At 64.5% G+C, this 25,756-nt stretch carries 26 protein-coding genes and 1 other RNA gene; 9 read left to right on the top strand and 18 right to left on the bottom strand.

Annotated features, from left to right (window positions below):
• Window positions 1-44 precede the first annotated feature (44 nt).
• Window positions 45-440: a YccF domain-containing protein gene (locus ACW177_RS09755; RefSeq protein WP_492025529.1), complete on the top strand. Its 396-nt coding sequence runs from the start codon at window positions 45-47 to the stop codon at window positions 438-440.
• A 115-nt stretch (window positions 441-555) separates the two neighbouring features.
• On the opposite strand, the gene ACW177_RS09750 is transcribed toward ACW177_RS09755, so the two are convergent.
• From ACW177_RS09750 to fumC, 3 genes are read right to left on the bottom strand one after another with little or no spacing between them, the layout of a single operon-like run.
• Complete coding sequence (locus ACW177_RS09750) at window positions 556-873, bottom strand: CcdB family protein (RefSeq protein ID WP_492025528.1); 318 nt, start codon at window positions 871-873, stop codon at window positions 556-558.
• Entirely contained in the window at window positions 867-1,109 is a 243-nt protein-coding gene (locus ACW177_RS09745; protein WP_492025527.1) for a type II toxin-antitoxin system CcdA family antitoxin, read from the bottom strand. Before ACW177_RS09745 ends, ACW177_RS09750 begins: the two co-directional genes overlap by 7 nt.
• Before the next feature lie 35 nt (window positions 1,110-1,144).
• Window positions 1,145-2,536: a class II fumarate hydratase gene (gene fumC, locus ACW177_RS09740; protein ID WP_492025526.1), complete on the bottom strand. Its 1,392-nt coding sequence runs from the start codon at window positions 2,534-2,536 to the stop codon at window positions 1,145-1,147.
• Between the two features lie 79 nt (window positions 2,537-2,615).
• Here fumC and ACW177_RS09735 point away from each other — a divergent pair, with 79 nt between their 5' ends.
• Complete coding sequence (locus ACW177_RS09735) at window positions 2,616-3,236, top strand: peptidylprolyl isomerase (RefSeq protein ID WP_492025525.1); 621 nt, start codon at window positions 2,616-2,618, stop codon at window positions 3,234-3,236.
• Window positions 3,233-3,589 carry a RusA family crossover junction endodeoxyribonuclease gene (locus ACW177_RS09730; RefSeq protein ID WP_492025524.1) on the top strand — a complete coding sequence of 119 codons (357 nt, stop codon included), beginning with the start codon at window positions 3,233-3,235 and terminating at the stop codon, window positions 3,587-3,589. The genes ACW177_RS09735 and ACW177_RS09730 overlap by 4 nt, the downstream gene beginning before the upstream one ends.
• Here ACW177_RS09730 and ACW177_RS09725 read toward each other — a convergent pair.
• The 4 genes from ACW177_RS09725 to miaA all read right to left on the bottom strand — a co-directional run bounded on the left by ACW177_RS09725 (window position 3,558) and on the right by miaA (window position 6,215).
• Window positions 3,558-4,319, bottom strand: coding sequence for a C13 family peptidase (locus ACW177_RS09725; RefSeq protein WP_492025523.1), 762 nt, complete (start codon window positions 4,317-4,319; stop codon window positions 3,558-3,560). The genes ACW177_RS09730 and ACW177_RS09725 overlap by 32 nt on opposite strands.
• Before the next feature lie 63 nt (window positions 4,320-4,382).
• Window positions 4,383-4,853 carry an SspB family protein gene (locus ACW177_RS09720; protein ID WP_492025522.1) on the bottom strand — a complete coding sequence of 157 codons (471 nt, stop codon included), beginning with the start codon at window positions 4,851-4,853 and terminating at the stop codon, window positions 4,383-4,385.
• 90 nt (window positions 4,854-4,943) lie between these two features.
• Window positions 4,944-5,311: a transfer-messenger RNA gene (ssrA, locus tag ACW177_RS09715) on the bottom strand.
• A gap of 10 nt (window positions 5,312-5,321) precedes the next feature.
• On the bottom strand, window positions 5,322-6,215 hold the full coding sequence (gene miaA / locus ACW177_RS09710; RefSeq protein ID WP_492025521.1) for a tRNA (adenosine(37)-N6)-dimethylallyltransferase MiaA: 894 nt from the start codon (window positions 6,213-6,215) through the stop codon (window positions 5,322-5,324).
• Between the two features lie 53 nt (window positions 6,216-6,268).
• On the opposite strand from miaA, the gene ACW177_RS09705 reads away from it, so the two are divergent.
• The gene (locus ACW177_RS09705; protein ID WP_492025520.1) at window positions 6,269-7,345 is read left to right on the top strand and encodes an Mrp/NBP35 family ATP-binding protein; all 1,077 of its coding nucleotides are present in this window, start codon (window positions 6,269-6,271) and stop codon (window positions 7,343-7,345) included.
• A 78-nt stretch (window positions 7,346-7,423) separates the two neighbouring features.
• Window positions 7,424-8,521, top strand: coding sequence for an NADH:flavin oxidoreductase (locus tag ACW177_RS09700; RefSeq protein ID WP_492025519.1), 1,098 nt, complete (start codon window positions 7,424-7,426; stop codon window positions 8,519-8,521).
• A 19-nt stretch (window positions 8,522-8,540) separates the two neighbouring features.
• Here the strand turns inward: ACW177_RS09700 and ACW177_RS09695 are convergent, their stop codons facing one another.
• From ACW177_RS09695 to udk, 6 genes are all read right to left on the bottom strand, one after another.
• Window positions 8,541-8,861 (bottom strand): YbjQ family protein, encoded by a 321-nt coding sequence (locus tag ACW177_RS09695; RefSeq protein WP_159851431.1) that lies wholly within the window; start codon window positions 8,859-8,861, stop codon window positions 8,541-8,543.
• A 9-nt stretch (window positions 8,862-8,870) separates the two neighbouring features.
• Window positions 8,871-9,398, bottom strand: coding sequence for a dihydrofolate reductase (locus tag ACW177_RS09690; RefSeq protein WP_492025518.1), 528 nt, complete (start codon window positions 9,396-9,398; stop codon window positions 8,871-8,873).
• A complete protein-coding gene (locus ACW177_RS09685) occupies window positions 9,395-9,706 on the bottom strand; it encodes a phosphoribosyl-ATP pyrophosphohydrolase (RefSeq protein WP_492025517.1) in 312 nt (103 codons plus the stop codon). Before ACW177_RS09685 ends, ACW177_RS09690 begins: the two co-directional genes overlap by 4 nt.
• Window positions 9,703-10,530 (bottom strand): nucleotide-binding protein, encoded by an 828-nt coding sequence (locus ACW177_RS09680; protein WP_492025516.1) that lies wholly within the window; start codon window positions 10,528-10,530, stop codon window positions 9,703-9,705. Before ACW177_RS09680 ends, ACW177_RS09685 begins: the two co-directional genes overlap by 4 nt.
• 44 nt (window positions 10,531-10,574) lie before the next feature.
• Complete coding sequence (locus tag ACW177_RS09675) at window positions 10,575-11,435, bottom strand: thymidylate synthase (protein ID WP_492025515.1); 861 nt, start codon at window positions 11,433-11,435, stop codon at window positions 10,575-10,577.
• 103 nt (window positions 11,436-11,538) lie between these two features.
• Complete coding sequence (gene udk / locus ACW177_RS09670; protein WP_492025514.1) at window positions 11,539-12,186, bottom strand: uridine kinase; 648 nt, start codon at window positions 12,184-12,186, stop codon at window positions 11,539-11,541.
• Window positions 12,187-12,345: 159 nt separating this feature from the next.
• Here udk and ACW177_RS09665 point away from each other — a divergent pair, with 159 nt between their 5' ends.
• A complete protein-coding gene (locus ACW177_RS09665; RefSeq protein WP_492025513.1) occupies window positions 12,346-13,980 on the top strand; it encodes a long-chain-fatty-acid--CoA ligase in 1,635 nt (544 codons plus the stop codon).
• Between the two features lie 31 nt (window positions 13,981-14,011).
• The gene (locus ACW177_RS09660) at window positions 14,012-14,698 is read left to right on the top strand and encodes a DUF1499 domain-containing protein (RefSeq protein WP_492025512.1); all 687 of its coding nucleotides are present in this window, start codon (window positions 14,012-14,014) and stop codon (window positions 14,696-14,698) included.
• Here ACW177_RS09660 and ACW177_RS09655 read toward each other — a convergent pair.
• Window positions 14,695-15,597, bottom strand: coding sequence for an MBL fold metallo-hydrolase (locus ACW177_RS09655; protein ID WP_492025511.1), 903 nt, complete (start codon window positions 15,595-15,597; stop codon window positions 14,695-14,697). The genes ACW177_RS09660 and ACW177_RS09655 overlap by 4 nt on opposite strands.
• A 399-nt stretch (window positions 15,598-15,996) precedes the next feature.
• Here ACW177_RS09655 and ACW177_RS09650 point away from each other — a divergent pair, with 399 nt between their 5' ends.
• Window positions 15,997-18,867, top strand: a complete 2,871-nt coding sequence (locus ACW177_RS09650; protein ID WP_492025510.1) for a TonB-dependent receptor plug domain-containing protein — start codon at window positions 15,997-15,999, stop codon at window positions 18,865-18,867.
• Window positions 18,868-19,006: 139 nt separating this feature from the next.
• A complete protein-coding gene (locus ACW177_RS09645) occupies window positions 19,007-19,579 on the top strand; it encodes a hypothetical protein (RefSeq protein WP_492025509.1) in 573 nt (190 codons plus the stop codon).
• Window positions 19,580-19,620: 41 nt separating this feature from the next.
• On the opposite strand, the gene metH is transcribed toward ACW177_RS09645, so the two are convergent.
• From metH to ACW177_RS09625, 4 genes are all read right to left on the bottom strand, one after another.
• Window positions 19,621-22,287 (bottom strand): methionine synthase, encoded by a 2,667-nt coding sequence (gene metH, locus ACW177_RS09640; RefSeq protein WP_492025508.1) that lies wholly within the window; start codon window positions 22,285-22,287, stop codon window positions 19,621-19,623.
• A 151-nt stretch (window positions 22,288-22,438) separates the two neighbouring features.
• Window positions 22,439-23,521: a homocysteine S-methyltransferase family protein gene (locus ACW177_RS09635; protein WP_492025507.1), complete on the bottom strand. Its 1,083-nt coding sequence runs from the start codon at window positions 23,519-23,521 to the stop codon at window positions 22,439-22,441.
• A 172-nt stretch (window positions 23,522-23,693) separates the two neighbouring features.
• Window positions 23,694-24,665, bottom strand: a complete 972-nt coding sequence (metF, locus tag ACW177_RS09630; RefSeq protein ID WP_492025506.1) for a methylenetetrahydrofolate reductase [NAD(P)H] — start codon at window positions 24,663-24,665, stop codon at window positions 23,694-23,696.
• Complete coding sequence (locus ACW177_RS09625) at window positions 24,665-25,639, bottom strand: ArsR/SmtB family transcription factor (RefSeq protein ID WP_492025505.1); 975 nt, start codon at window positions 25,637-25,639, stop codon at window positions 24,665-24,667. Before ACW177_RS09625 ends, metF begins: the two co-directional genes overlap by 1 nt.
• Between the last annotated feature and the right edge of the window lie 117 nt (window positions 25,640-25,756).

Below are 25,756 nucleotides of genomic sequence, written 5' to 3'. Positions count from 1 at the left end.
GGGCCTTCGTTCTATCTGGAGGACGTTGTTCTCGGAGGGATGCGATGATCCGCCTGATCCTGAATATCCTGTGGTTCATCTTCGGCGGCTGGTTGTCCGGTCTGCTCTGGCTGCTGGGCGGCGCAATCCTGGCGTTGACCATCGTGGGCTTACCGTGGACCTTCGCGGCCTGGCGGATCGCCAGCTATTCCTTCTGGCCGTTCGGGCGGGAGGTGGTCTGGCGCGAGCCGGATGCGACGGCGCTGGGTGCGGGCTGTTTCGGCATTGGCCTGAACGTCATCTGGTTCGTGGTCGCCGGCTGGTATCTCGCATTGACGCACGTGCTGATCGCGGTCGCCGAGGCCATTACGATCATCGGCATTCCCTTCGCCCTGAAGGACCTGGAACTGGCCAAGCTGGCCCTGGCGCCGATCGGTCGGACGATCCGCGACAAGCCTTAGTCGTTCTAGCGGGCGGGGCGTCCTGTTGGCCGTGGCGAAAGACACCTTCGCGTCGGCCATGTCGGCTCCCGGTGCTTAAGTCGTCGCAGCCGTGGTGTGATTTCAGTTCGTTGGATCAGAAACCGGTGAACAGGCGCTCCAGGGCGCGACGAATATCGTCCTCATGGGACGCGAGGGAAGCGACTTTCTGACGTAGGCGATCAGAGGGCAGATAGGCCAGTTCGCTGATCACCAGGACGACTTCCAAATCGTCTATCTGCAACGGTATCGACAGACCGGCCAGTCGCTCGGTTGTGGCGGCCGTGTGCAATGGAGCCACAATCTGGCTGTCGAGGCCGGGCAGATAGTGAGACTGGATCACAATGATGAAGGGTGTTCGGTGCCTGAGCGACGCGGTTGGGTTCCGGAAAACGTCGAACTGGCGAATTACCAAGTGCGCCACTCTTCGCCGAAACAGCCGTCCTTTTCGAGACGGTCGTTATAGGCCTTGATCGCCTCGGCGTTCTCTCTGGCCCAGCGGTCCGCTCGCGACTCGGCGCCGGCGGGATCGATCTTCTGCAGATGCAGGCGCAACTGGCTTTCGCTCAATCCTGAAACGGCGACGCCGAGACGCGCCGCCTGTTCCAGCAATTCCGGATCGATGCCGATGTTCAGTTCGACCTTGCCCATGAGCGAAGCCTAACCCGGAACCCGTGAGGCGCCAATCAGCCCGGCGAGATCATCTTCTCGGGCCGGACCGCCTCGTCGAACTCGGCGTCGGTCAGGTAGCCGCCGCCGACGGCTTCCTCGCGCAGGGTGGTGCCGTTCTTGTGCGCGGTCTTGGCGATCTTGGCGCAGATATCATAGCCCAGCTTGCCGTTCAGGGCCGTGACCAGCATCAGCGAGTTGTTCAGGCCGCGCGAGATGTTGTCCTCACGCGCCTCGATGCCGACGACGCAGTTGTCGGTGAAGCTGATGGCCGCGTCGGCGACCAGACGCACCGACTGCAGGAAGTTGTAGGCCATGACGGGATTGTAGACGTTCAGCTCGAAATGTCCCTGCGAGCCGGCGAAGGTCAGGGCGGCGTTGTTGCCGAACACCTGGACGCAGACCTGGGTCAGGGCTTCGCACTGGGTCGGATTGACCTTGCCCGGCATGATCGACGAGCCCGGCTCGTTCTCCGGCAGGGCCAGTTCGCCCAGGCCCGAACGCGGACCGGAGCCCAGGAAGCGGATGTCATTGGCGATCTTGAACAGGGATGCGGCGACCGTGTTGATCGCGCCGTGGCTGAAGACCATGGCGTCGTGGGCGGCCAGGGCCTCGAACTTGTTCGGCGCGGTGGTGAAGGCCAGGCCGGTGATCTCGGCGATCTGGGCGGCGACCTTTTCCGCGAAACCGATGGGGGCGTTCAGGCCGGTGCCGACGGCGGTGCCGCCCTGGGCCAGTTCCATCAGCTTGGGCAGGGTCTGTTCGATCCGCTCGATGCCGTTGGCCACTTGCTGGGCATAGCCGCCGAACTCCTGGCCTAGGGTCAGGGGGGTGGCGTCCTGGGTGTGGGTGCGGCCGATCTTGATGATGTGGGACCAGGCCTTGGCCTTGGCGTCCAGGGCGGCGTGCAGGTGCTTCAGCGCCGGGATCAGGTCGTTGACCACCTGTTCCGCACAGGCCACGTGCATGGCCGTCGGATAGGTGTCGTTCGACGACTGGCTCATGTTGACGTGGTCGTTGGGGTGGACGGGCTTCTTGGAGCCCATCTCGCCGCCCAGGATTTCGATGGCGCGGTTCGAGATCACCTCATTGGCGTTCATGTTCGACTGGGTGCCCGAACCCGTCTGCCAGACGACCAGGGGGAAGTGGTCGTTCAGCTTGCCTTCGATGACTTCATTGGCGGCCTTGATGATGGCGTCAGCCAGGGCCGGATCCAGCTTGCCCAGATCGCGGTTGGTCTCGGCGGCGGCGCGCTTCACGATGCCCAGGGCGCGGACGACCGGCAGGGGCTGTTTCTCCCAGCCGATCTTGAAGTTCCCCAGCGACCGCTGCGCCTGGGCGCCCCAGTAGCGATCAGCGGCGACCTCAATGGGGCCGAAGGTGTCGGTTTCGATGCGGACGTTGCTCATGCGCGGATCTCGTCTCAAACGTGGCGGTTGGTTGCGCGGGGGTGTAGCACGAGAGCGGGACAGGGCAAGGCGAGGCCGGATGATGAGATCAAAGGCGATACTGGCGGCGACGTTGCTGGCGCTGGCGAGCTGCGCCGGCCTTCCTGCGGACCCGGCGCGTCCCAGGGTCGTGCTGGACACGACGGCGGGTCGGATCGTCTTGGCGCTCGACGCCGCCGCTGCGCCGATCAGCACCTGCAACTTCATCGGCTATGTCGTCTTCGGGGACTACGACAACGGGTCCTTCTTCCGCACGGTCGTCCGCGAGACCAATACGGCCAACCCCAATCCCATCGACGTTATTCAGGCGGCGACGCCCCGCGGCAGCGATGACGACTCCCGGCCTCCCATCGTGCTGGAGCGGACCCGCGACACCGGGCTACGCCATCTTGCCGGGACTGTTTCCATGGCGCGGGGCGCCCCGGACAGCGCGACTTCCAGCTTTTTCATCGTCACCCAGGACACGCCCAGTCTCGACTTCGGCGGCGCCCGCAACCCGGATGGTCAGGGGTTCGCCGCGTTCGGACAGGTGGTCGAGGGGCTGGACGTCGCGCGCCGCATCCAGCGGATGCCGGCAGACGATGCGGAGCAGCTGATTCCGCCGGTGATGATCCGTTCCGCACGGTTGCTGGACGCGGCGCCGGCCGTCTGCACCCGATGACGAAAGCCTGGATCGGGACGGGCAAGGTCCGGGCGCGGGAGGACGGCGAGGCGGTCGAGATCGTCATCGAAGGCCTGACCACCCAGGCCAAATACTACAAGCCTCTGGTCTATGAGTTCATGCGCAAGGAATGGGCGTCACGACCGTCGTGGGGCGATCATGTCGTCGAAATCCGCATGGAGCATGTCGGCGAACCGCCGTGGATGGACCTCGACAATCTGGCCAAGGCCCTGCTCGATTCCATCAAAGGCTATCTGTTCCACGACGACAGCCAGGTCGCCCGCCTGCTCGTGGAGCGCCATGAAGGCGAGCGGGAGCGGATCACGATCCGATCCTATCCCCGGAAGGCCTGAACCTCAGGGTCGGCAGCAATAGTTGCATAGTGGCGCCGATCGCTGTCTGGGGTTCGGAGGCGGGCGTCAGATTTTCGGCCTGTTCGCGGGTGGCGACGCAGGCGGTGGTGGCTCGGGACAGTGCGATGAAGTCCGGCGCGGTCTTCAGGCTCACCAGCACGCATTCGTCGAAATAGGGATAGGTCGCGTCGGCGGCGCAGCCGAACGACGACCGGTCGCGGCGGGCGGCGGTCATCACCATCCGGTTTGGACCTTTCAATCCATCGACAAAGATTCCGGAGAAACAGGCGGACAGCACGACCACCGTCGGGCGGTCGCCGCAGATCCGGCGCAGGATCGGAATCAGGCGTTCCGGGGCCAGGGTGGCGTCTGACCCGAAGACCAGGCCTTCGGGGGAGCCGTGCGAAGTGACGTAGAACATGCAGCCGCGCGGCGCGCGTTCAGCCGCCTCCGCGAAACGACGTAAGCTGTCTTCCGCCTCGACTGGGTTGGGCACATCGGGTCGCAGGCTGACGCTGATCATGGCGTTCGGGTCGAAGCCGGCGCGCTGGAAAGCGGTCGTCAGGTCGCGCTGAGCGTTGTCGAAGGCGGCGATGGGACGGCCGTCGCTGTCGCGCCAGTCGGCGGCGATCACCGCCGAGGCCCAGCCATCGAAACGGCTTTGTGCATGGGCCGCGCAGCCCAGGACCGTCAGGCCCAGCACCGAGAGCGCCGCCATGAAACGAAACATCGCGTACCCCTCCGCCTTGGTCTGCCCCCAGAGCTTATCGCGAGGTGGCGAGGAGGGAAGGGCCTACTTTTTCCGGAACTGGTCCAGCGACACGACCTTGGGGCCGTCCGAACCGGGCGTCGGGTCTTCGGGCGGGGTCGCTTCCTCGACGGCTTCGACGATCTCGGGTTCGTCGAACTGCAGCAGGAACTGGACGCTGGGGTCGTAGAAGCGAGTGACGGCCGAATAGGGCATGGCCAGGGTACGCGGCACGCCGCCGAACCGCAGCTTGACCGAGAACCGGTCGGTTTCGACCTGAAGATCCTCGTACTGGTGCTGCAACACCACCGTCATCTCGTCGGGGTATTTGGCCAGCATGTCCGGGGGGATGCTGACGCCGGCGGCCCGGGTCTTGAAGGTGATGTAGAAGTGGTGGGCGCCGGGCAGGCCTTCGGCCAGAACATGATCGAGCGCAGAACGGATCACGCCGCGCAGCGCTTCATGCGCCAGCCGCTCGTACTGCATCTCGTCGACCGGAGGGGTCTGGTCGGTCATCGTCACCTCGCAATTGAGCGCGACTGATAGCGGCGCAGGCGCGCGCGCGAAAGATGCGAATGAGGTAAACGCGCAGGATGTGAAGGAATAAGCGCCGGGATTCTGTTGCCAGGCTCCCGACAGGCCCCGCCCAAGGATCTGAACCCCTAGGACTTAAGGTTCGAAATCACCCGAACCGCATTACGCGGCGAGAGCGACTTCTCCAGCGAAGTTATCGTTCGCAGTTAGAAAATGGCCCGATACGGTGGGCCAGGACGAGCGAAAGCAATCCTCTTTACACGTCCGTCGATGCTAGTCGGCCCCATGACGCCTCCGCCGATAACGCGGGGAAGAGAATGGTGGAGCCGCCGGGAATCGCACCCGGGTCCGGTCCGCTTATTACAAGCGCGTTTATCGCTATAGTCCGGCCGAAACCGGACAAGGCGAATATAGGCGCTGCGTGGACGCTTTCCAAGCGTCGCGTGCGCTTCAGACCCGCGTCCAGTCCGGGGTCTGGTTCCTGAACCAGGTCAGTTGGCGTTTGGCGTAGTTCCGGGTCGCCTGTTTCAGGGCGTCGATCGCTTCATCCCGGCCGATCTCTCCGGCCAAATATGCCGAGAGTTCGCGCACTCCGACCGCCTTCATGGCGGGGAGAGCCGGGGACAGGCCTCGCGCGATCAGCGCGCGAACCTCGTCGAGTGCGCCGTTCTCCATCATCAGATCCACACGCTGGTCGCAGTTTGCATACAGGGCGACACGGTCGGGTTCGATGACAAGCCCTGTCCACGACCCCGGCGCGAGCAGCGGGCGTGTATCCGCCTTCCAGTCGCTCAAGGCGCGCCCGCTGGCCGAATGGACGCTCATGGCCCGGATCAACCGCTGGCGGTCGCCTTGCGCGATGGTCCGGGCGGCGTTGGCGTCGTGCTCGGCCAAACGGGCGCGGAAGGCCAATTCGCCCCATGCGGCATAGTCCGCTTCCACCGTGTCGCGGACGTCCTTAGGCACAGGCGGAATGTCCGCCAGCCCACGCGTCAGCGCGTTGAAATACAAGCCGGTGCCGCCGACGAGAATCGCCGGCCGGCCTTCGGCGTGCGCGGCGTCCAACAGATCCAGAGCCGCCCGGCTCCATTTGCCGACAGACCAAGCCTCCGCCGCGTCGGCGACGCCGTAGAGGCGGTGGTCGGCCAGCGCCTCTTCATCTGGCGACGGGCGGGCGGTCAGGATGCGGAGGTCGGCGTAGAGCTGTTGGCTGTCCGCATTGATGATCACGGCGCCGGTCTCGCGGGCCATCTTCAACGCCAGGGCCGATTTGCCCGAGGCGGTGGGACCGGCGATCAGGGTGACTAATGGCGGCTGGGACAAATCGAGGCTCGCGGGCGGCATCCATGGGCGATAGAACGCGCCCCTTATCGCCTGCAAGTCTTGTGGAGACCGTCTTGGTCGAACGTTCCGCTGTCATCGCCGCCCTGGACGCCGTCACCGACCCGATTTCCGGTCAGGGGCTGATGGCCTCTGGCCTCGTCCAGGGATTGGTCGTCGCGGAGGATCGGGCCGGTTTTGCGCTGGAGGTTGATCGCAGTCTGGTCGCGACCTATGCCCCGGTGCGGGACGCCGCCGAGGCGGCATTGAAGGCCGTGCCCGGTATGAACCGGGTGTCGGTGATCCTGACGGCCGAGGCTAAACCGGGGCTCAGCAAGCCGGCGCCGCGCACAGCCGGTCTTTCGAAGGCCGCTGTGGATCAGGGACGGGCCAAGGCGCCGGTCCCCACCGACCGTCCGGCGCATGTCCGCCGCGTCCTGGCCGTCGCCAGCGGCAAGGGCGGGGTGGGCAAGTCCACGGTGGCGGTCAACCTCGCCGTCGCTCTGGCGGCGCGCGGCCTGTCGGTCGGAATTCTGGACGCTGACGTCTATGGCCCGTCGCTGCCGACCATGCTGGGGATCAGCGGTCAGCCCGCCTATGAGGACGGCGCCATTGTTCCGCATGAGGCGCATGGTCTGAAGGCCATGTCGGTCGGCCTGCTGACCAAGATGGACGACGCCATGATATGGCGCGGGCCGATGGCGTCGCAGGCCATCACCCAGATGCTGACCCAGACCCGGTGGGGCACGGCCGAGGCTCCGCTGGATGTGCTGGTGGTAGACCTGCCGCCCGGCACCGGCGACGTACAACTGACCCTGATCCAGAAGACGCCGCTGGACGGCGCCGTCATCGTCTCGACGCCGCAGGAAGTGGCTCTGGCCGATGCGCGGAGGGCGCACACCCTGTTCCAGCGGGTCAATGTGCCGACTCTGGGTTTGATCGAGAACATGAGCGGTTCGGTGTTCGGACAAGGCGGCGCAAAGACCGAGGCCGAACGTCTGGCGATCCCGTTCCTGGGCGATCTGCCGTTGGACGCCGCATTGAGAGCGGGGGGCGACGCCGGCGTTCCGACGGTCGCCGCCAATCCATCGGGGGACATTGCCGCCCGGTTCGTTATCGTCGCTGACCGTATCGCGGCTGCGCTCGAGCTTTAGAAAATATCCCTACCGTGGGGGTTTTCAAACGCAACCCTGTTCGCCACCTTGGGTCTTACCGATACCCAAGGAGATCCGATGAGCGTCGACGCCCTGTTTCGCCCCTTCACCATCAAGGGGCTGACCCTGCCCAACCGCATCGTCATGGCCCCCATGACGCGGTCCTTCTCGCCCAACGGCATCCCGACCTCCGATGTGGCCGGCTATTATCGCCGACGGGCCGAGGGCGGCGTGGGGTTGATCGTTACCGAGGGCACGGTCGTGGAGCGGCCCGCCGCCCGTAATGACGCCAATGTTCCGGTCTTCCACGGCGACGCCCTGCCGCAATGGAAGGCGGTGGTGGACGAGGTGCACGCCGCCGGCGGGCTGATCGCGCCGCAGATCTGGCATGTCGGATCGGCGCGGGGGCAGGGCGAGGCCTGGTCGCCGCTGGGCAAGGTGGACAGTCCGTCGGGCCTGACGGCGCCGGGCAAGGCCAAGTATGAGCCGATGACCGAAGAGGACGTCGCTGACACGATCGCCGCCTTCGGTCGTTCGGCGCGCGCGGCGCGCGAATTGGGCTTTGACGCCGTCGAAATCCACGGCGCCCACGGCTATCTGATCGACCAGTTCTTCTGGGGCGGAGTCAATGTGCGCGAGGACCGCTGGGGCGGCCCGACCATCACTGATCGCGCCCGGTTCGGCGCCGAGGTGGTCAAGGCGGTGCGCGAAGGCGTGGGCGACGACATCCCTGTGATCCTGCGCCTGTCGCAATGGAAGCAGCAGGACTTCGCCGCCCGGATCGCCGAGACGCCGGACCAGATGGTCGAATGGCTGACGCCCCTGTCGGACGCCGGGGTCGATGTCTTCCACTGCTCGCAGCGCCGCTTCTGGGAGCCCGAGTTCGAGGGTTCGGACCTGAATTTCGCCGGCTGGACCAAGAAGTTGATGAACAAGCCGACCATCACCGTCGGCTCGGTGGGGCTGGACGGGGAATTCATCGCAGCCTTCGGCGGCGAAGGGTCCAAACCTGCCTCGTTGGACGGCCTGCTGCGTCGTCTGGAGAATGAAGAGTTCGACCTGGTTGCGGTCGGCCGCGCCCTGCTGGCCGACCCGCACTGGGTGCAGAAAATCCGCGACGGCCGGTCTGACGAACTGCGCAACTTCGAACGCGCAGACCTGATGACCCTGTCCTGACCTGAGACGTCGAGCCGGTTCAGGCCGGCTCGACGATCACGCCCGTGCCGTAGCACAGCACCTCGGTCACACCGGGCATGATCTCGGTGGCGTCGTAGCGAACGGCCAGTATGGCGTTGGCGCCGTGGGCCTCGGCGTGTTTGACCAGTTCGTCATAGGCTTCCTGACGCCCGGCCTCGGCCAGTTTCACATAGGCGCCGACCCGGCCGCCCAGCATGGACTGGACCCCGCCGATGGCGTCGGAGATGGCGTTGCGCGAGCGCACCGTCACGCCGCGCACCAGGCCGATATGGCGAGTGACGCGGAAGCCTGGCAGGTCGTTGGTGGTGGTGACGTACATCGACTTCTCCTAGCGACGTTCCAGCACCCGGAAGGTGAAGGCGTGATCGTCCTTCTCGCCAGCCGGATGGGATTCCGACGATACCTCGACCCATGCCGTTTCGTCGAATGCCGGGAAGACGGCGTCGCCCTCGGGCGAGGCCTCGACCTCGGTGATGTAGAGGCGTTTGGCGCGCGGCAGGACGGCTTCGAACACGGCGGTGCCGCCGATGACGCAGATTTCGTCCACACCGTCCTCCTCGGCCGTTTCGCGGCCGATCTCTATGGCCTCGTCCAGGGTGGCGCAGACCAGGGCGCCCTTGGACATGCCCTCGGCCTCATAGGACTCGTCCTTGGTCAGCACCAGATTGAGCCTGCCGGGCAAGGGCTTCAGCGGCAGGCTCTCCCAGGTCTTGCGGCCCATCAGGCAGGGCTTGCCCACGGTGATGGCCTTGAACCGCTGAAGGTCTGAGCGCAGCCGCCAGGGCAGATCGCCATCGCGGCCGATGACGCCGTTGCGTCCGCGCGCGACGACCAGGGAGATCAGGGGAATGCTCATGGCGTGTCTTCCGTCTGGGGTTCGAGCCATTTGAGCCATTTGCGCCGCATGGCCGTTTCCAGATCAACGCCTGCGCCCGCGCAATAGATCAGTAGCATGCCCAGAACATCGGCCGCCTCGTCGCCCAGGGCGTCAGCGTCGGGCGTTCCGCGCGCCCGTCCGGATAGACGCAGATGCTCGGCCGTCAGTTCGCCCAGCTCTTCCTGGAGCTTCAACAGAGCCCAGTCGCGGTCTCGGTCGATGCTGTGGGCTTCAGCGTAGATGTCGGAGATGCGCAGGACGGCGGTGGTTAGGTCTGAGAGGATCACAGCGTATCCTTCCGCCAGTGGCGGTCCAACTGCGCGATCGCCGGCAATGGATCCCATGCTTCGTCAGCGAGATTCAGCGGCGCAAGATAGGTGAAGGCCTGTGTCCAAATCTGGCGGACTGGTTTCTCAAAAATCGGACGAGCTTCATCTTCGACGATCCCGCCAGCCAACAAGGCTTCTGCCATTGTATTCAGGAAGTAGAAGATATTCCTGACCGCCTCTGTCGCCAAACCATCCTCGTCTTCAAGAAGATGCATTGGAATCGGGGAACTCAGACGTTTTCTAAAGGGCGCTAGCTCCACCCCGTTCCAGTCGTCAATAAAACGTCTGGTGAGGCGGTGGATGTCGAGGGTGACAGCAGACAGAGCGGGACGATCAGGTTCACGCTCGGCTGATCTTGCCCGAAGCCTCCCTGAACGACGCACAACCGACAGGATTTCATGGCTCGCTGGCCCTAAGGCTGCTCGTAGCCGACCGTCCCTACGATCTGCAGTGTAGCGAAGCGGCTCGAGTCCAAGGAGGTCGGTGGGCAGGTGGAAGTTGGCTGCATCGCGTGGAGCGACGATGAAGCAACGCTCCACGCCCAAGGCGCCGATAAAAAGCCCTAGCTCGAATAGGACGTTATCTCGCACAATGGCTTTGGTCTCACCTCGGATGTCGGCTACATCGTCGGGCGCGAAGACGAAAACGGCGAAATCAGTTTGTGTCGCCTCGTCGGTCAGGTCGACCAGTGTCTGACGCATGGGACGGAAAATTCCCTGATCCCAAACTGTTGGATCGGACTCATACTCAAGATTTTTCTGTAGCGCATAGGCGACGTCCATCGCCTCTCGCGAAGATCCGATAAAAAGAGACGGGCGCTCCACGCTTACTTGGACACTTTGGCAGCGATGTGCGGGTGAGCAAGATAACCTTCGATCTCGATATCTGAGATCTGGAATTCAAAGATGTCTCGTAGGCGGCGCTTGAACGCCAACTGTGGAAACGCCATCGGCTCACGTGTCAGTTGAAGCTCGGCCTGTGTCAGGTGGTCCAGATACAGGTGGGCGTCTCCGAACGTATGAACGAACTCGCCCGGCTCATAGCCCGTGACTTCGCACAGCATCATGGTCAGCAAGGCATAGGAGGCGATGTTGAAGGGCACGCCCAGGAAGACGTCGGCGCTGCGCTGATACAGCTGGCAGCTCAGCTTGCCGTCCGCGACAAAGAACTGGAACAGGCAGTGGCAGGGCGGCAGGGCCATGTCGTCGACGTCGGCCGGGTTCCAGGCGGTGACGATGTGGCGGCGGCTGTTGGGGTTGGTCTTCAGGCCGTGGACCAGTTTCTCGATCTGGTCGATGACGCGGCCGTCAGGCGCGGTCCAGGACCGCCATTGCTTGCCATAGACCGGGCCCAGCTCGCCCTCGGCGTCGGCCCATTCGTCCCAGATGCGGACGCCATTGTCCTTCAGCCAGCCGATATTGGTCTCGCCGCGCAGAAACCACAGCAGTTCGACGATGATCGAGCGCAGGTGCAGCTTCTTGGTCGTCAGGACCGGGAAACCCTTGGACAGGTCGAACCGCATCTGACGGCCAAAGACGCCCAGGGTTCCGGTGCCGGTGCGGTCGTCGCGGCGCACGCCATTGTCCAGAATGTCGCGCAGCAGGTTCAGATACTGCCGCTCCGGATGATCGGCGGCGGCCGTGGCGGTCCGGGCCTGAAGTTCGACGGTGGCGACCTGAGCGTTCATGCCGAGAGCTTGCCTCAGATTGGGTGATTCGAAACGAGGAACCCGCAGCGCCGCCGACGGCGTCCACAGAAAACGAATCGATCCGCTTTCGACGGGACTGTCGTCAGGCCTCCAGCAGCGAAAGCAGCAGGGGGTGGGCCAGGACGGGCGCCGCCAGACGCACCACGGCCTGAGGATCCTCCAGCCGAACCGCCGCCGTGGCGTCGGCGATGATAAAGTCGGCATGGGTGCGCGAGGGCTCGGTCAGCCGCTCGTGACCCGGCCGAACCGTGGCCAGATACTGGGCCACGACCGAATCCGCTGACCGCCCGCGCTCGGACTGATCGCGCAGCAGGCGGCGGATGAAGCGGATGTCGGCGGGGGTGTCCACAAAGACCCGGATGTCGAACAGGGCGGTCAGGTCGGCGGTGCACAGGACGTGGGTGCCCTCAACGATCACCACCTCGGCCGCCGGAATCGGCTCCCCGCCCGATTCGCGTCCGTGGTGGATGAAGGAATAGAGGGGCGCGGTGATCGAACGGCCCGCCTTCAGTTCCTTCAGGTCGGTGATCATCAGGTCGTGGTCACGCGCGGCGACGTCGTCGAAATCGAAGGTCGCAGCGTCGAAGCCGGGCAGGCTGGCGGCGTCCTTGTAGTAGGAGTCCTCGCGCATCAGCACGGCCTTGCCTTCAGGCAGGGCCGAGACCAGCGCCTCCGCCAGCGTGCTTTTGCCGGAGCCGGAGCCCCCCGTGATTGCGATCAATATGGCCATGAACCGGCTTCTAGGGCGCCTAATGTCTCAGCGCCACGGGGGACGATCCGTCGCGCGAGGATGACGTGACGTGACGTTGCTTATCACTGATCACCAATGATAGCCTCCGTCCAAGCGTCGCAGCCAAGCAGACGCACCAAGGGACAAGGAAGACGCACCATGCTGGGCTTGATGCAGGACTGGCCGCTGACGGTCGACAAGATCATCGACCATGCGAAGAACTGGCATGGGGACCACGAGGTCGTCACTCGCTCGGTCGAGGGGCCCATCGTCCGCACGACCTACGGCCAGGTCCACGACCGCGCCAAGCGGGTGTCCAACGCGCTGAAGGCGTGGGGCATACAGCCGGGCGACCGGGTCGCCACCCTGGCCTGGAATACGGACCGTCACATCGAGACCTGGTACGGCGTCATGGGCATGGGGGCGGTCTGCCACACGCTGAACCCCCGCCTGTTCCCGGAGCAGCTTGTCTATATCATCAACCATGCCGAGGATCGGGTCATCTTCACCGACCTGACCTTCGTGCCGTTGCTGGAAGCCATCCTGCCGCATATCCCCAAGGTCGAGCGGGTCATCATCATGACCGACGACGCCCATATGCCGCAGACCCGTCTGCCGCGCGCGCAATCCTATGAGCGGATCGTGGCGGAACAGTCTGCAGACGCCGTCTGGGGCGCGTTCGACGAGAGCACAGCCTGCGGCCTCTGCTACACCTCGGGTACGACGGGGAACCCCAAGGGGGTTCTGTATTCGCACCGCTCGAACTTCCTGCACACCTTCATGGCGCTCCAGTCCTCGGTGGTCGGCGGCAAGACCAGCGACGTCATTTTGCCGGTCGTGCCGATGTTCCACGCAAACGCCTGGGGCATCGCCTTCGTCGGTCCCGCATCGGGTTGCAAGCTGGTGATGCCGGGCGCCCGGATGGACGGCGAGAGCCTGTACGAACTGCTGGAAACCGAGGGCGTCACCTTCTCCGCCGCCGTGCCGACGGTCTGGCAGGGGTTGCTGGCCCATATGCGTCAGAACGGACTGAAGCTGTCGACCGTCAACCGGGTGCTGATCGGCGGATCGGCCGTGCCGGAGAGCCTGATCCGCGCCTTCCATGACGATTATGGCATCGAGGTGCTTCAGGGCTGGGGCATGACCGAGACCTCGCCCATCGGGACCCTGTCGAACATGACGCCCGAGACGGCGGCTTTGCCGTTCGAGGACCAGCTGAAATACCGCACCAAACAGGGGACGCCGCCGCTGGGGATAGAGCTGACGCTGAAGGACGACGCCGGCCGTGAACTGCCGCACGACGGCGCCACCTTCGGCCATCTGATGGTCAAGGGGCCGACCGTGGCCCGGGGCTATTTCCGCGAGGAAGGTTCGATCCTGGACGCCGGCGGCTTCTTCGACACCGGCGACGTGGCGACGGTGGACGAACTGGGCTTCATGCAGATCACCGACCGGTCCAAGGACGTAATCAAGTCCGGCGGGGAATGGATCAGCTCCATCGAGATCGAGAACATCGCCGTGGGCCACCCCAAGGTCGAACTGGCCGCCGTGATCGGCGCGGCCCACGCCAAATGGGATGAACGCCCGGTCCTGCTGGTCAAGCTGAAGGACGGCGAGACGCTTTACAAGCAGGAGCATCTCGACTTCCTGCACGGCAAGATCGCCAAATGGTGGATGCCCGACGATGTGGTGGCGGTGGATGAGATTCCGCTGGGCGCCACCGGCAAGATCGACAAGAAGCTTCTGCGCGAGCGGATGAAAGACTACCGTCTGCCCGACGTCCAGCCCGCCTGATCCCCAGCCCGCCTGACTCCATGGAGCGCCGATGCCGTCGAGCAAGCCTGTCCCCGCGCTGATCCCATGGCTGACCGCCTTGACGGCGGCGCCCGTGGTTCTGGTGGTGGCGGCAATGGCGGCGACCCTGTTTGGCGGGGTGGACCGGGCGATCACCTATGATCTGCTGACATGGACGGTAGCGCGAGGACTGGCCTGGCTCGGATGTGTCGGCGCCCTGGCCGTGGTGGTTCTGACGCTGCGGGATTTGCGGCGGCGTTGGGTCTTCGCCGCAATCGCCCTGATGCTGGCTGGCGCGACCCTGGGCGTTTTCTTGTATCAGGGGCGACGCCTGGCCGAGCCGACGCCGCGCGACATCAGCACTCATATTGCAGAACCTCCGGTTTATAGGCGTCTGGCGGCCATGCACCGCGACATCTCGGGTGTGACGGGGCCGGAAACCTGCCCTGCCGCCCGCTCGATCCCGACCCAGGTCCTGGCGCAACAAGCCGCCTCGGCCCTGGTGGACGCCGGATTCCCCGTCGTTCGCGCCGCCACCTTCGAGGTGGAAGGGGTTCATGAAGGCGCCTGGTTCGGCTTCGCCTATGACGCCGTGATCCGCATCCGGCCTGGTCGCACCGACATCCGCGTCGCTGCGCGCGATTCCAGACCCGACGGCGGCGCGACCTGCCGCCTGATGGGCAAGATCGTCGCGGCGCTGGAAGAGGAAGTTCGTTAGGCGGGACGGAATTCGGCGTGCAGTCCGGGTGCGCCCGCGACCGTCGCCGCGCCGTCTTCCACCAACTTGATCAGGTGGGCCAGGACAGACAGTGAAGCCGCGGGCCACAGCCGCTGGTCGGTCGCCGCATAGAGAACCGGCACCATCTCCGCCGTTGTTCGATCTCCGGCGAGAAGACGAGCGACTACCTGGGCTTCCCGCTCCAGTCGATGCGCCCGATAGGCCTTCAGGAAGGGCGCGGGATTCGTCACCGGCGCGCCGTGGGTCGGCCATAGAGTTGTGAAGTCCCGGGCGATCACCGCTTCCAGGCTGGCCATATAGTCCCGCATGTTTCCGTCCGGCGGCGCCACGACGCTGGTCGCCCAGCCCATCACGTGATCACCGCTGAACAGGGCGTTTTCCTCTTTCAGAGCGAAGGCCATGTGATTCGAGGCGTGGCCGGGCGTGAAGATGGCCTCCATGGTCCAGCCGTCTCCCTCGATCTGTTCACCGCCCGCCAAGACGACGTCCGGGGTGAATCCGTCGTCCTCGTCTTCGTCCAGCGCACCTGAAGCGTGGGTTTCGTGCGCCGGCGGGCGGGCCGCCAGAATCCTTGCGCCTGTTCGCTCGGCGAAGGGGCGGGCGAGGGGGGCGTGATCGCGATGGGTGTGGGTCACCAAGACATGGCTGACCCTCCGGCCCTCCACCGCCGCCAACAAGGCCGTCAAGTGCGTCTCGTCCAACGGTCCCGGATCGACCACCGCGACGGCCGACCCCGCCTGTGGCCGCCCCACGATGTAGGTCCCCGTGCCCGTGAAGGTGAAGGGCCCCGGATTGTCGGCGATCACCCGTTGCACCAGCGGCGACACCTGGTCCCGCCGCCCATAGGCGAAGTCGAAATCACGTAAGAAGGGAATCACGGTCGCTCGCTCCGAAGCTGGCCTGGGCCTTGCCTTAACGCCTCGGTAACCTGTCTCGGAGCGCCGGTCATGGCCCGTTCTATCGCCTTCGCTGTCTCGAATCGGCTCCAGCCCGTCGTGGCGGCTTTCATCTGTCTCATGGCGGCGCAACTGGTCACCGCGTCATGCACTCCGGAGCCGGCACCGTATGCGAGTCGGGTGGCGATAATGAGATGACGTACCGCAAGGTGTGTCATAACCGTGACATAGACGACGCCCTTGTGACCACATTGCGTCTTCCTGCTGGACTAACAAGTTGCTTTGGTGTGCTCTCGACACAACCAGCCGTCCGGTTGGGGGAATGGATATGGATTTGGCAACCCGCTGCGCGGGGCTGTGCCAATCACGGGAGAGCTATCCTTGAACAACGCCAAATATCGCCGCAGCTTGCTTGCGACCACCATGATTGGTGGCGCCGTGTTGGCCCTAGCAAGCAGCCCGGCCCTTGCCCAGTCGCAAGAAGGCGCCGCCGACGTTGGGGAAATCGTCGTCACCGGGTCCCGCATCGCGCGGCAGGACTATGTGGCTAACAGCCCAATAACAACGGTTACGGCCGAGCAGATTCAGGCGCGCGGCGATGTGAACGTGGAGCAGATACTTAATCAGTTGCCGCAAGTCGTGCCCGGCTTCTCTGCCAACTCCAACAACCCGGCAAATGGCTCGGCGACGGTCGATCTACGTGGTCTCGGCGCCAGCCGCACCTTGGTCTTGGTGAATGGACGCCGTTTCGTTCCGTTCGATAAGTCAAATGCCGTTGACCTCAACAGCATCCCGGCTGCGCTGATTGAGCGGGTCGAGGTCGTCAGTGGCGGTGCATCTGCGACCTATGGCTCTGACGCCTTGGCTGGCGTCGTGAACTTCATCTTTAAGGACGATTTTGAAGGGCTGGAGATCAGCACTCAATACGGCATCTCCGGTTTCGGAGACGGTGAACAGTTCAATGCTTCGGCGACGTTCGGCGCAAACAGCTCCGATGGTCGTGGCAATGTAACAGGCTTCGTTGGCTATGCTGATCGCGACGGATTCTTGCCAAACGAGGATCGTGATTGGGCGCTCGTTAGCAACGCGGGTGGATCCGGGACCGGTATTTACGGCGGGTTGAACAATCTCGGCACTAATCCGTATTCCGCTGCTGGTTGCGCGACGGCGACGCCCTGCCGTCGCTCCTTCCGTACGCCCGGCGTTCCTGGCCCGTTTAACAATGATTTTGGACTGAGCGCCGCCAGCGACCGCTACAACTTCTCAGCTGTTAATCTGCTTCAGTCGCCCTCGGAGCGCTACAACGCGGTTCTGATAGGCCATTATGATATCAATGAGACCCTGACGGCTTTCACTGAAGTCTTCTACACAAAGACTCAGAACAACATCCAGTTGGCTCCCACGCCCGCCACGGGCATCAGCATCCCCTATGGCAACTACTTCGTTCAGAACTCGCCAGCCTTGCTTGCCTATGCGAACACGCGCCCCAATCCAGCCTTGCCGCTGAACTTCGATCGCCGGATGGTTGAAGTTGGGGCTCGTGTCGAAACCCACGACACTAACGTGCTGCAGTTCAATAGCGGCTTGCGTGCCGACCTTGGCGGTGATTGGTCCGCCGAAGGCGTTTATGCCTATGGTCGGTCTGAGCTTCGCACCTCGATCCAAAACGACGTCTCGCGCTCACGCTTGGCGGCCGCTTTGGCTGCTGGGGGCACTGCGACAAGTTGCGCCGCCTCCTCCTTGCAAATCTTCCCGGGCTGTGTGCCGGTAAACATGTTCGGCGCCGGCACGATTACGCCCGCAGCGGCTAACTTCATTCGGCTGGACTTCGCTGACACCAGCATTTTTGAGCGTCAGAATCTGACCTTGAATGTCACCGGTACGGTGGTGGAACTTCCGGCCGGCCCGCTATCTGTCGCCTTCGGTGCCGAGTATCGGGAAGACAAGCTGAGCTTCACCCCGGACGCTGCAAAGGCGTCTGGCGACATCTTCGGCTTTAATGCGGAACGTCCTGTTGCTGGTCGCAGCTCATCTAAGGAAGTCTACGTTGAAGCGGCAGTGCCGGTGTTGCGAGACCTGCCATTCGTCAAGTCGCTGGACCTTGAACTCGGAGCCCGCATGTCGGATTACGACACTGTGGGTAAGGTGTACGCCTATAAGGCTGGTGGTTCATGGGAGCCGGTCGAAAGCCTGCGCTTGCGTGGTCTTTATCAGCGCGCCGTCCGCGCCCCGAACGTTTTCGAGCTGTTCCAAGCAAACGACCAGGGCTTCCCGGCCGTCCTCGATCCCTGCACGACCGTTAACCCCAGCTCGGGCGCTGCCCGGACCTTGTCCGCGGGCGTTCGGAACTTCTGCACGGCGCAACTCGGCTTCGATCCTGTCGCAAACAGCTTTGTCGCGCAGAACACGCAGACGGAATCGTTCTTCTATGGCAACCCAAACTTGAGCGAGGAAAAGTCTGATACGGTCACGCTTGGTGTGGTGTGGCAACCGACGTTCGTGTCCGGGCTGTCTATGTCGCTCGACTATTACGACATCTCGGTTGAAGACTATATCGGCACAATCAGCGGCGGCGTATCCGGCATCGTCGGCGCCTGTTTCGCAGCTGGTGCAGCCGCATCTGGCACGACCGGCGCTGCTGTTTCGTCGGTCGCAGAATGTAACGATGCCGGCATCGGTTTGCCGCTCATCTATCGCGATGCGGCTGGCAACCTGAAGGCCCGCGCTCCGCTGGGCAACGTCTCGGAACTGCAAACCAGCGGCATTGATTTCTCGACCCGTTATGGCTGGAATGTACCGTGGGCTGGTGGCTTCTGGGGTGAGCGACTGGATATCGCGCTGAACGTAACCTACCTCGACAGCTATGAGCTGGATGGTATCGAGTACAAGGGCACTGTCGGCGCCTACAACATCAGCGCGAGCCTGCCGGAATACAAAGCTAATGTGTCCCTAGGTTACGATTTGGGCCCTGTGCGCGTTAATTACTCCGGCACCTTCATCGACGCGATGGACAACCAAGGGAATATCCCTGCGTTCGAAGACGGAGGATATGTCGGTACCGACTCCTACTGGTACCATGACGTCAGCGCCTCCTATAACTTCAACGACAGCGTCGAAATCTTCGGCGGCGTACGCAACATCGCAGACAAGGAACCGCCGGTGTTCGATAACGCGAGCGACGGCAACACCGATCCGAACACGTTCGACGTGGTCGGCCGGTACTTCTTCGTCGGTGCACGCCTGAAATACTGATCTTTACGGATTGATGAAACTGAGGCGGCGGAGCAACGCTCCGCCGCCTTTTTTCGTTAAAGCGGCGCCGTAGAAAAACCATCCGTTAGGTTGAGCGTTTGTGATCGTCGCCTATTCGCGGCGCCTCTCAAGGAAGACCATGCTGAAAACGTTCGTCTCTGGAATAGCCGTCCTTTCGCTGTTGGCTTCAGGACCCGCCTTCGCTCAGGACCAGGACGGGCCCATCGTCACTGGAAACCGCGGCGCTGAAACCGCTGACGCTCTGAAGGTTCGCGAGGCGATCGCCTATGCGAATCCGCTGCCGCGTGGGGCGCCGACGGAGGATTATCCGCTGGTGGCATGGTGTGATGCGCTGGTGACGGGGCATGCGGATTTGGGCGAGACGCTGACGGATCGTGCGCCCGAGGACGTCGAACTGGTGCGGTTGGGGCGGCTTGAGGCGCAGGACTTCCGCAGCGCTCTGGCGGCGGCCGAGCCGCGCCAGACGGCGACGGCCAAGGCTGCCGCGCAACAGGCGGCAGCAGCCGCCAAGGCTCAATGGGCGCCCTTGCTGGCCAGCAAGGACGAGGCGGCGCGGAGCCAGTCGTTTGGGCTGTTCTATGGTCTGCCGGGGCGTTGCGAACATGCCGCCCGGCGCATCCGGAACAATATCACCACCCCGCCGGCGACCCCGGCCGAAGTCGGGCTTGAGGCGCCGGCGCCCGCTAACTGATTAGCGGAAGTTGATTGTGGAACGGCGGTCTGAGCCCGGGCTCAGGCCGCCGTTTCGCGTTTGGCGGCGTAGGGATCGTAGTTGAGGATGGGGGCCAGCCAGCGTTCGCAGGTCGCGACGTCCCAGCCCTTGCGCCGGGCGTAGTCCTCGACCTGGTCCAGATCGATCTTGCCGACGCCGAAATAGTGGCTGCCCGGATGGCCGAAATAGAGGCCCGAGACCGAGGCGGGGGGCGTCATGGCGAAGCTTTCGGTCAGGGCCATGCCTGCGTTGGCCTCGGCCTGAAGCAGGCGGAACAGGGTGGCCTTTTCCGTGTGGTCGGGCTGGGCCGGATAGCCGGGGGCAGGGCGGATGCCTTGATATTGTTCGGTGATCAGGTCGTCGATGCCGGTCGTCTCGTCGGCGGCGTAGCCCCAGAACTGGGTCCGGACTTCCTTGTGCAGGCGCTCGGCGAAGGCCTCGGCCAGACGGTCGGCCAGGGCGGTGGCCAGGATGGCGGAATAGTCGTCGCCCGCGTCCTTGAAACGCTTGGCGATCTCCAACTCGCCGTGGCCGGCGGTGACGGCGAAGGCGCCGATATAGTCGTCGCCCTCTTCGGCGATGAAGTCGGATAGAGCCAGGTTCGGCTTGCCGTTCGACTTCTTGATCTGCTGGCGCAGGGTGTGGAAGCGGGCGATTTCGGCGTCCCGGCTCTCGTCGGCGAAGACGATGACGTCGTCGCCGTCGGCGCGGGCGGGCCAGAAGCCGACCACGCCCTTGGCCGTGAACCACTTCTCGTCGATGATCCGCTTCAGCATGAGCTTGGCGTCCTCGAACAGGTCGCGCGCGGCCTCGCCGACGATCTCGTCGTCCAGGATCAGGGGATAGCGGCCGATCAGTTCCCAACTGGCGAAGAAGGGGGTCCAGTCGATGTGGTCGGCCAGATCCTGCAGGTCCCAGGCGTCGAAGGATTTCACGCCGATGAAGGACGGCTTGCCGGGCAGGGGCTGGGTCGGGTCGATGCGGAAGCGGTTCTCGCGCGCCTGGGCTAGGGTGGCGCGGGCCTTGACCTCCTGGCCGCGGGCGTACTGCTCGCGGATGCGGATATATTCGTCGCGGGTGGCGGCCTCGTTCTTGGCGCGCTCGGTCTTGGACAGCAGGCCCGAGACGACGCTGACGGCGCGCGAGGCGTCGACGACATAGGTGGTCGAGCCGCGGCGATATGCCGGTTCGATCTTGACCGCCGTGTGAGTGCGGCTGGTGGTGGCGCCGCCGATCAGCAGGGGGATGTCGAAGCCGCGCCGTTCCATCTCGGCGCCGACGAAGACCATCTCGTCCAGCGACGGGGTGATCAGGCCGGACAGGCCAATGATATCGACGTTGTGGGCCTTGGCCTCGTCCAGGATGCGGTCGGCCGGGACCATGACGCCCAGGTCGAGGACCTCGTAATTATTGCACTGAAGCACGACGCCGACGATGTTCTTGCCGATGTCATGGACATCGCCCTTGACCGTGGCCATCAGGATCCGGCCCGCCTGTTCGCGCGGCTTGCCGGCCTTTTCAGCCTCCATAAAGGGTTCAAGCCAAGCCACGGCTTGCTTCATGACGCGGGCGGACTTGACCACCTGGGGCAGGAACATCTTGCCCGAGCCGAACAGGTCTCCGACCACGTTCATCCCGTCCATCAGCGGACCTTCGATGACGTGCAGCGGGCGTTCGACGCCCAGGCGGGCCTCCTCGGTGTCGGCCTCGATGAACTCGGTGATGCCGTTGACCAGGGCGTGTTCGATCCGCTTGCCGACCGGCTGGTCGCGCCATTTGAGATCGACGACGCGGGCCTGACCCTTCTCGCCCTTGTAGCGAGGGGCCATGTCGACCAGCCGCTCGGTGTTCGAGACATTGGTCCGCTGGGGCCGGTTCAGGATCACGTCCTCGACCGCCTCGCGCAGCTCGGGGTCGATGTCGTCATAGACCGGCAGGTCGCCGGCGTTGACGATGCCCATGTCCATGCCCGCCGCGATGGCGTGATACAGGAAGACGCTGTGGATCGCGCGGCGCACCGGCTCGTTGCCGCGGAAGCTGAACGAGACGTTCGACACGCCGCCGCTGATCCGGGCGTAGGGCAGGGTGGTCTTGATGACCTTGACCGCCTCGATGAAGTCGACGGCGTAGTTGTCGTGCTCCTCGATCCCCGTCGCCACGGCGAAGATATTGGGGTCGAAGATGATGTCCTCGGGCGGGAAGCCGACCTCGTTGACCAGGATGTTGTAGGCGCGGGTGCAGATCTCGATCTTGCGGGCGGCGGTGTCGGCCTGGCCCACCTCGTCGAAGGCCATGACCACGACGGCGGCGCCGTAACGCAGGCATTTGATCGCATGATCGCGGAAGGCTTGCTCGCCCTCCTTCATGCTGATCGAGTTGACGATGGGCTTGCCCTGGACGCACTTCAGGCCCGCCTCGATCACCTCCCATTTGGAGCTGTCGATCATCACCGGCACGCGGGCGATGTCGGGCTCGGCCGCGATCAGGTTGAGGAAGGTCCGCATGGCGACGGCGCCGTCCAGCAGGCCCTCGTCCATATTGATGTCGATGATCTGGGCGCCGGCCTCGACCTGTTGGCGGGCGACGTCGAGGGCGGCCGAATAGTCGCCCTCGACCACCAGCTTGCGGAATTTGGCCGAGCCGGTGACGTTGGTCCGTTCGCCGACGTTGATGAAGGTGGGTCTCACGCAAAAACTCCGCTCATCCCGGCGAAAGCCGGGACCCAGTGCTTTTGGGAGGCACGGTGCTTGGGATTGGGGGCGATGACATGGCGTTGATGGCTAACGCCCAAAGAACTGGGTCCCGGCTTTCGCCGGGATGAGCGGAAGAGGGCAGCCATCACGCCACCATCTCGAACGGTTCCAGCCCCGAGAGCCGCAAGGCCACCGGCCGTTCCGGGATGGCGCGGGGCTTCAGCGGCGCGACCTCTTCGGCGACGTGCTTGATGTGGTCCGGCGTCGTGCCGCAGCAGCCGCCGACGATGTTGACCAGGCCGGATGCGGCCCATTCCTCGATGAAGTGGGCGGTCTCGTGCGGCTCCTCGTCGTACTGGCCCATGGCGTTGGGCAGGCCGGCGTTAGGATAGGCGGCGACCAGGGTGTCGGCGACGCGGCTGAGTTCGGCGATGAAGGGCCGCATCAGGTCGGCGCCCAGCGCGCAGTTGAAGCCGACGGCGAAGGGTTTGGCGTGGCGCACGCTGTTCCAGAAGGCCTCGGCCGTCTGGCCCGACAGGGTGCGGCCCGAACGGTCGGTGATGGTGCCGCTGATCCAGATGGGCAGGGCGTCCATGCCCTCGTCCTCCAGGTCCTTGATCGCCTTGATCGCGGCCTTGCAGTTCAGCGTGTCGGTGATGGTCTCGATCAGATACAGATCGACGCCGCCCTCGTTCAGCGCCTTCACCTGATGGCGATAGGCCTCATAGACCTGGTCGAAGGTCACGCTGCGGGCGCCGGGGTCGTTCACGTCGGACGACATCGACAGCATCTTGTTCAACGGGCCGATGGAGCCGGCGGCGAAGCGCGGCTTGTGCGGCTCCTTCTCGGTCCAGCGGTCGGCGGCGGCGCGGGCCAGTTTGGCGCCTTCCAGATTGATGTCCCAGACGGCTTGCGCGTCGAGGGCGTAGTCTTCCTGGGCGATGGTGGTGCCGGAGAAGGTGTTGGTTTCGGAGATGTCGGCCCCAGCGGCGTAATACTGGTCGTGCAGGTCCGAGATGATGTCGGGGCGGGTGATGCAGAGGATGTCGTTGTTCCCCTTCATCTGGTGCGCCTCGTCATAGCCATTGGCGGCGACGAACCGGTCGGCGCGGAAGTCGGCTTCGGACAGGCCCCGACGCTGGATCATGACGCCCCAGGATCCGTCGAGGACCAGGATGCGTTCCTTGGCGGCTTGATGCAGGGCGGCGATGCGTTCGGCGCGGGTCATGCTTGAACTCCGTGGGACGGCAAGAGCCCCTCCGTCACGGCGCAAGTGCGCCGCGCCACCTCCCCATCGCTGCGCGACGGGGAGGAGACAGGCGCCATTGCGTCTCCTCCCTGTTCGCCGCTTGGCGAATGGGGAGGTGGCTCGAAGCGAAGCGAAGAGACGGAGGGGTTCTTCACGCGGACACGGCCTTGGTTTCACGCACGCCCAGCACGCGGCAGATCGCATAGACCAGATCGGCGCGGTTCAGGGTGTAGAAGTGGAAGTCGGAGAAGCCTTCTTCGTGCAGCCGGGCGCAGGTTTCGGCGGCGACCGAAGCGGCGAGCAAGCGGCGGGTTTCCGGATCGTCGTCCAGTCCGTCGAAATGGGCTTTCAGCCAATCGGGGATGCTGGTCCCGCAGGCGCCGCACATGCGAGTCAGGCCGGCGAAGTTGGACACGGGCATGACGCCGGGGATCAGGGGAATGGTCACGCCCGCCGCCCGAACCCGGTCGCGGAAGCGCAGGAAGGCGTCGATGTCGAAGAAGAACTGGCTGACGGCGCGGGTGGCGCCGGCGTCCACCTTGGCCTTCAGCACATCGATGTCGTGGTCGATGGATGGGCTTTCCGGGTGTTTTTCGGGATAGGCGCCGACCGTGACGTCGAAGCCGCCGACGCGGCTGATGGCGGCGGTCAGTTCGGTGGCGTTGGCGTAGCCGTCAGCGCGGGGCTGGTAGACGCCGCCGATGCCGCCTCCGCCCATCCCTCCCGAATTGGGTGGGTCGCCGCGCAGGGCGACGATGTGATCGACGCCGATGGTCTTGTAGCCGGCGATGACCTCATCGACTTCGTCGCGGCTGGCGTCGACGCAGGTCAGGTGGGCGGCGGGACGCAGCGAGGTCTCGGCGATGATACGCTGGACGGTGCGGTGGGTGCGTTCGCGGGTCGAGCCACCGGCGCCATAGGTGACCGAGACGAAGGCCGGGTTCAGCGGCTCGAGGCGACGGATCGCCTTCCACAGATTGGCCTCGGCCTCGTCGGTCTTGGGCGGGAAGAATTCGAAGGAGACGCGCACGGCGTCGTGGTTCGAGCCGGCGCGGGCGACTGGCCCCAAGGGCGACAGCAGCAGGGCGCGGGCTTCGGCGAGATTGGTTGATGACGCAGCCATCATGCGGTCTTTCTGGCCTGGGCCAAGGATGGGGCGGCGGGTCGTTCCGCCGTCCAGATCGTCACGGTCAGCCCCTCATTGTCGGGCGGCAGGGCGACGGGGGGAGAGGGCGTCAGACCGCTGTCGCTCATCCAGCCGTTGATCTCCTGATCCGCGAAGCCGAGGCGGCGATGCTGGTGCGCCTCGCGCATATGTTCAAAGTCGTGCGGGGCGAAATCGACGATCACCAGACGGCCGCCGGGGCAGACCAGGCGCGCGGCCTCGGCGACGGCGGCGAAGGGGTCGGCCAGATAGTGCAGGACCTGGTGCACGATCACCAGATCGGCGCTGGCGGCGGGCAGTCGGGTGGCGAAGATGTCGCCGTGGCGCAGTTCGACCTTGTTCAGCCCGGCCTTGGAGACATTGGCGCGGGCGATGTTGAGCATGTTCTGGCTGAGATCCAGCCCGACCGACATCTTGGCCTTCTTGCCGAACAGGGTCAGCATTCGGCCGGAACCGGTGCCCAGATCGACGACGCGCTTGAACGGGCCGGGGCCGACGGCCTCTTCCAGGGCGGCCTCGACGGCGCTCTCGCTGACATAGAGGGAGCGCAGCCGGTCCCACTGGGGGGCGATCTGTTCGAAATAGGATTCGGCGGCCTGCTGGCGATCCTTCTGGACCTCGCTCAGCCGACGATGATCGGCTTCTCCGGCGTCATCGGCGAGGATGTCCAGAACCGTGTCGATCAGGCGGCGGGCCTGGGCGTCGTGCGAAAGGCGGTAATAGACGCGAGCGCCGTCCGGAAACCGTTCGATCAGGCCGGAGTCGGTCATCAGCTTCAGATGGCGAGACACGCGCGGTTGGCTCTGATCGAGAATCCGCGACATCTCCATGACCGAAAGCTCTTCGCTGGCCAGCAGGGAGAGGATACGCAGCCGGGTGGGTTCGCCGGCGGCGCGAAGGGCTTCGACAGTCTGGTCGGCGGTCAGGCTCATAGGATCGTATAAAGATATCCTTATATGATTTGGCAAGCAAAATCCGCCTTTGAATTGGCGCGACGGGAAATCACCTGTCGTCCGTTCAAGCCCATGCAATCCCTTTGGAGTGTTTCC

It is taken from the genome of Brevundimonas sp. AVps23W, from assembly GCF_058681395.1.
This window is presented reverse-complemented; position numbering and strand designations above follow the sequence as displayed.